Genomic DNA, 5,080 nt, shown 5'->3' on the forward strand with positions numbered 1-5,080 from the left:
ATTAATAATTAAATGGGGTCGCAAAATCAAAAATAAGGGTAATGATTGTATCACAGTTTAAATGTGCAACAGCTTAGCCTAGCTTCATTAAGAAACTAGGGCGATCGACAAAAGCGCTCCAAAACAAAGATAAAGTATTTCAAGCAGCAGTTTTTTTGAGGCAGATTTGACTTTAATTATCAGATTTTAAGACCGATTAAATTTCTTGCTCGTCCTCATTTATAGGTCAAAAAAATCACTTAGGATCGCGATCACAGGGTGATGGTGATCGATCGCACAATAAATAACGTTATTAACGTGCAACTTATAAAAGATGCAGGCAGTCGAGCCAAATGGCTTATAGCTTTAAGCGTAATGGCTGATGACTGTCAGCGTACAAATCCCGAAAATTGTAGTTAACAACGTTAAAAATTAGGGGAATCGATCTAGTGCGAGTTAATAAAAAAACGAGGTTTATCATGACTGGTATTTCACACATATCTTCAAAATCTTTACCAGCAGCCGACCAACTTCAACAGGGCGCAATTCAGGCGTCCCAAGGTATTACCGGACCCGACACTGACCAACTCCCAAAAGCTAAAGGTGTCAGCGTTTCTTCCTTCGCAGTTAGCTGGGCAAAAAAATATTACAGTACAGTTGCGACACGAGAGAACCAAGGGCCACGCCAAATTCTCCCCAGCCTCGATTTAACTAATTTTGAGGGAAATAGGGCCCCAATAGTTGACAAATTGACAGATACCCTGAAATTAGCCAGCGAGATAGCTTGGAGTAGAGTAGAAGCTCTTTTAGGGAAACAAATAGAGCGGCACGCGATCGATCCAAGTTTAATTAATTCTTTAGAAATTGTCGCGGATTCTCGCACATTATATCGCAAAGCAATAGACGCTTATGCGGATAGAGAACCTGTTTTCCGCTTGTCAGTGCTGGTGGGAAAAGATATTATCAAAGTGAGGCGAAAATACTCAGAGACAGATCCGTTAGTGCTGGGATTTGTGACAATGCAGTTTCAATACACTAGCAAAATCTTGTTAGGATGTCTTTCGGAGTCAGAGAGAGCGGAATTTGCGCCCTACTTAAAAGTTGTAGACGACTACCTGCACATTCCCTACGGAGAGATTAACGAGGCTGCGGCGAATCAGCCCCCGAATTCAAGAGCTCTATTAGCCGTTCAGCATTTGTTGCAGCAGACGACTCAGATTGCTAGTGCAGTGTACGATCGAGCTAGTGCCCAGCATCAAGGATACCGCAGCAGCAGTGGCTATTTGAGCGATCGGGAGATAAAAATTTCTGGTATCCGGGATGTCGAGATTTTTCAAAGCTATTTGTGCTGGTGCGTTTTGGAAGGTAGTATTCGCCCGGTACAGCAAGAATTGTTTCCAATTTGCGTGATGTTGTACCCCAAACTTCATGTAAGTTGGGAGTTAGTGCAGGATATGCTGCTGATTTTATTTTGGGAAATATGCGATCGGCTTCCTGCTGAAGATTTAACGGTATTTGTACCTTACTTGCGTACTTTGACTGAGATGTTTTCCAGCGATGTGTTTGATAATTAGATATAGCCTTTCGAGCTCTCATATGAGGTACTCATGGGCATAGGGCATAGGGCATAGGGCATAGGGCATAGGGCATAGGGCATACCTCACTTTTTTGAGAACCGCTATAATTTATAATTGGTAATTGCTTCAAAATTTACCAGTTGCCTATTTAAAACTAAAAGCTGCGACTGCCAAACATCCCCAACCAAGAATAAAAGCAACTCCCCCCAGTGGCGTAATTGCACCCAGCCATTTGATGTCGCTCAAACTCAGGGCGTACAAACTGCCTGAAAAGATGATAATGCCGGCAATAAAAGCCCATCCAGCCACTGCAAAAAATGTTTGAGACTCTTGGGCGCGGATCAAGAGTAAAGCGACGAGTAATAGAGCCAGGGCATGGTACATTTGATATCGGGCGCCGGTCTCAAAAATGGTTAAAGCTCGATCGCTCAATTGATTTTTCAAAGCGTGGGAGGCAAAAGCACCGCCTGCAACGGATAAACCTCCGAATACGGCTGCGGCTGCGAGGAAGATTCGGGTTAAGATTAGTGATGACATAATTTAATGTGGATGGGAGAAGGGCGATCCTATATAAACCATTCTCTATTATATCAAAATTAACAAAAAGTTTGTTGAATCCAACAATTTTATGATAGGATTAAAGCTCTCCATTTTGTTATAACAGCGTATGAGTTAACGGGTAAACCTTTGAGTGCTTATAAACGCCGACAACGTGGTAGGTAAATATGGCAACACAAAATCAATTTCCCTTGAGTTGGGATGAAAAACGAGTGCGCCAAATGATCGAACATTACGATCGACAGTCAGAAGATGAATCGGTAGCAGAAGATGAAGCAGCGTTTGATAATCAAGATCAAGCGTTTGTTCAAGTTCCTTTGGAGTTATTACCGTTAGTTAGAGAGTTAATTGCTAAACATTATGCCAGTGTTTAGGGCAAGATAAAGAAGGGCGATCGCACTTCGCATCCAAAAAGGCGATCGCTCTTCTCTCATTATCTTTAAATACCCGCCCGATTAACAGAGACAAAGGTGTTACTTAACTCACTAGATGATAGACCATCAACAACATCTAATTCGCGGGTAGTGGGATTTTTAATGCGAAAGCTAATGACAAAGCTGAGCGGCCCTTAATCTGAAGGTTTCCAGTGCAGTTAAAATATTACACTTAAATTTTTCATTAAGATTTCCTCATTATAAATGGTATGTTTGCTCCTCTGTTACCACACACTATAGTGCCTGTAATTTGTCTACCATCCAAGCTCACAGAACCACTATATCTCAGTAACGCTACATTCCCAAACATAGCAATTGCTTCAAATTGAGTACCTGAAATTTGACTATTCGTAATATTGTTATATCTCTGATAAACACCTGAAAGTATTAGCTGGCTCCCATTTTGACGGATTGTAATTGGAGAAGAACCAGTTCCAAGTTCTGGCGCGGGCACACAGGAATTATTTACATCATTGGATAAGAACTTAAAACTCCCAGTCTCAATTACCCATTCGCCTGTAAGATTAAGTTGTCTAGGCTGATTTGTATCTCTAGGTGGTCTATCAGTTTGATTCGGGAATTGATTAGGAACGTTTCCTCTATTCTCAGAATATTCTTGAGCAAAGTCTATTACACAAATTGGATAGTTACCCATTTCTCTTATCGAGGAATTACCACAAGCTACTCCCACTAATGTATGAGTAGGATTAAAGAAGTTTGTTCGATGCCCACGACTGGGTTCCCAGTAATCAAGCATTAAGTTCATGACAATAAACTCAGGCCAAGGCCCCATACCGATGTTCTCCCATACACCGCTGGTGGTTCCATAGCGATTTGCTCTATTAGTTGGGTCGCTACCATCTCTACCAGTGTGGCTAATTTGAGGAACAGAAGCAGCTAACTGTTGATCCCGAAGATGATCTCTAGCCGCTAACCCAAGTCCATTTGAAGCACGAACGGATTGAACTGGGGAGGTGTTTCTAAGCACACCGATTGCTTCATCAAATGCTGCTACACCACCGATGACGGGAAAGCGTTCGTTTCTCCTTGGAAGTTGGAAGGTGTTGGTTCTATGATCGTAAGTTTGTCTTATGGTTTCTAACCAATTAGCATAAGCTGAAGGGTTACTTCTGGCTCGGTTTATTTCAGAAATTACTGTCTGCTCGAATGCAGAACTGTTTTGAGCTAAGACCACCGATATTTGTGTTACTTGAAATGTGGTCAGAGCCAGAAAAACTAAAGTTTTACGCATGAGATACTCGCTAAATTTTATAAATGAGTTACTGAAATTTGTTCGGTTCTATAGAAAGGCGATCGCACTGGGAAATGGAGATGCGATCGCCTCGAACGCAAACCTATCTGATAACTAAATTCAGATAATGGTAAAGTTTGCTGCGGTCAAGGAAACATCATGGAAGATGGTAATTTCGTTTCCTGAGCTGAGGGTGATTTTACCAAAAGTAGAAAATTGGTTAGCTTGCGTTAAAAGCTGGTTTACACTCAGCCCTAAACTAGCAGATACCTGAATCTTGTCATCAGCTACGACAAAATCATTAATGGTATCCAATCCACTTGCTCCGTCAAAGATAAATGTATCTCGACCAGCTTTACCCAAAAGTCGGTCATTCCCACCGCCACCCACAAGGGAATCATCGCCATCTGCTCCATCAAGATAGTCATTGCCAGCACCGCCCAGCAGTGTATCATTGCCAGCATTACCGAAGAGGTTATCATTCCCATCGCCACCAATCAAGCTATCATTACCTTCATAGCCTGAAGCATCATCATCTCCACCTAAAAGATCGATCGTATCGTTAACCTCTGTACCAAAAAATTCATCGCTATTTTGGGTTGCGATCGGTGGTTTTTCTTGTGATACATAACCAGAAAGGCTAGGAATTTGATAACCTTGATCCGCCAAAATTGCTAAATCCGCTCTTGTCGGGAATCGTCCACCAGCACCTGATGACATAACTGCTGCTTGACCATCAATTCGGAAGTTTTTATCGATGTGAGGATCACCATTTGGCCCAAATGGAATCGGATTACCACCATTAACATTAAGAGCGTTAGGGCCTGTTCCCTGGGTGCCAGGATAAAATCCGAGCGAGTGACCAATTTCGTGTACAGCAACACGAATTAAATCCTCTTGGTTTACTGGAACATCGTCAACAGTTGTAGGTGTTGGGTCAAAGAACCAGTTAAGACTTGAGTTAAAAGAAATGCTGCCAAAAATATCACCTGGTCGTGCTGCCCGAAAACTACTATCTCTAACTGGTCTGCCAGAAACCAGTGATCCCGCTAATTTTAGGTTGGGATCACCATTAAAGGCGGGAGATTGACCGCCAACGAACAGAACCATATCATCAATCTGAGAATCAAACGTAACGTTTTGGTCTTGTCCCGTAATTGGATGGGTAATGGTGCCAGATATCCCAATAGGTGGATCGGGAAAGCAGGGTAAACGCATCTTAACTTTCCCCCAAAATATGCTACAGTTAAATTCGACTAAATTTCAATGTAGTTTTTTGT

Annotated in this window: 5 protein-coding genes; 2 read left to right on the forward strand and 3 right to left on the reverse strand. The window is 42.1% G+C overall.

The annotated features are described in order from the left end of the window. Positions 1–458: 458 nt before the first annotated feature. A complete protein-coding gene (locus tag QUA00_RS36115; protein ID WP_333413369.1) occupies positions 459–1,553 on the forward strand; it encodes a hypothetical protein in 1,095 nt (364 codons plus the stop codon). 147 nt (positions 1,554–1,700) lie between these two features. Here QUA00_RS36115 and QUA00_RS36120 read toward each other — a convergent pair whose 3' ends face one another. Continuing rightward, on the reverse strand, positions 1,701–2,093 hold the full coding sequence (locus tag QUA00_RS36120) for a DUF423 domain-containing protein (protein WP_333413371.1): 393 nt from the start codon (positions 2,091–2,093) through the stop codon (positions 1,701–1,703). A 188-nt stretch (positions 2,094–2,281) separates the two neighbouring features. Here QUA00_RS36120 and QUA00_RS36125 point away from each other — a divergent pair, with 188 nt between their 5' ends. Further along, entirely contained in the window at positions 2,282–2,488 is a 207-nt protein-coding gene (locus tag QUA00_RS36125; RefSeq protein ID WP_333413373.1) for a hypothetical protein, read from the forward strand. Between the two features lie 244 nt (positions 2,489–2,732). Here the strand turns inward: QUA00_RS36125 and QUA00_RS36130 are convergent, their stop codons facing one another. Beyond that, positions 2,733–3,800 carry a CAP domain-containing protein gene (locus QUA00_RS36130; protein WP_333413374.1) on the reverse strand — a complete coding sequence of 356 codons (1,068 nt, stop codon included), beginning with the start codon at positions 3,798–3,800 and terminating at the stop codon, positions 2,733–2,735. A 120-nt stretch (positions 3,801–3,920) separates the two neighbouring features. Continuing rightward, positions 3,921–5,018, reverse strand: a complete 1,098-nt coding sequence (locus QUA00_RS36135; RefSeq protein WP_333413376.1) for a hypothetical protein — start codon at positions 5,016–5,018, stop codon at positions 3,921–3,923. Between the last annotated feature and the right edge of the window lie 62 nt (positions 5,019–5,080).

This window comes from Microcoleus sp. T2B6, from assembly GCF_036700475.1.
GTDB lineage: Bacteria > Cyanobacteriota > Cyanobacteriia > Cyanobacteriales > Microcoleaceae > Microcoleus.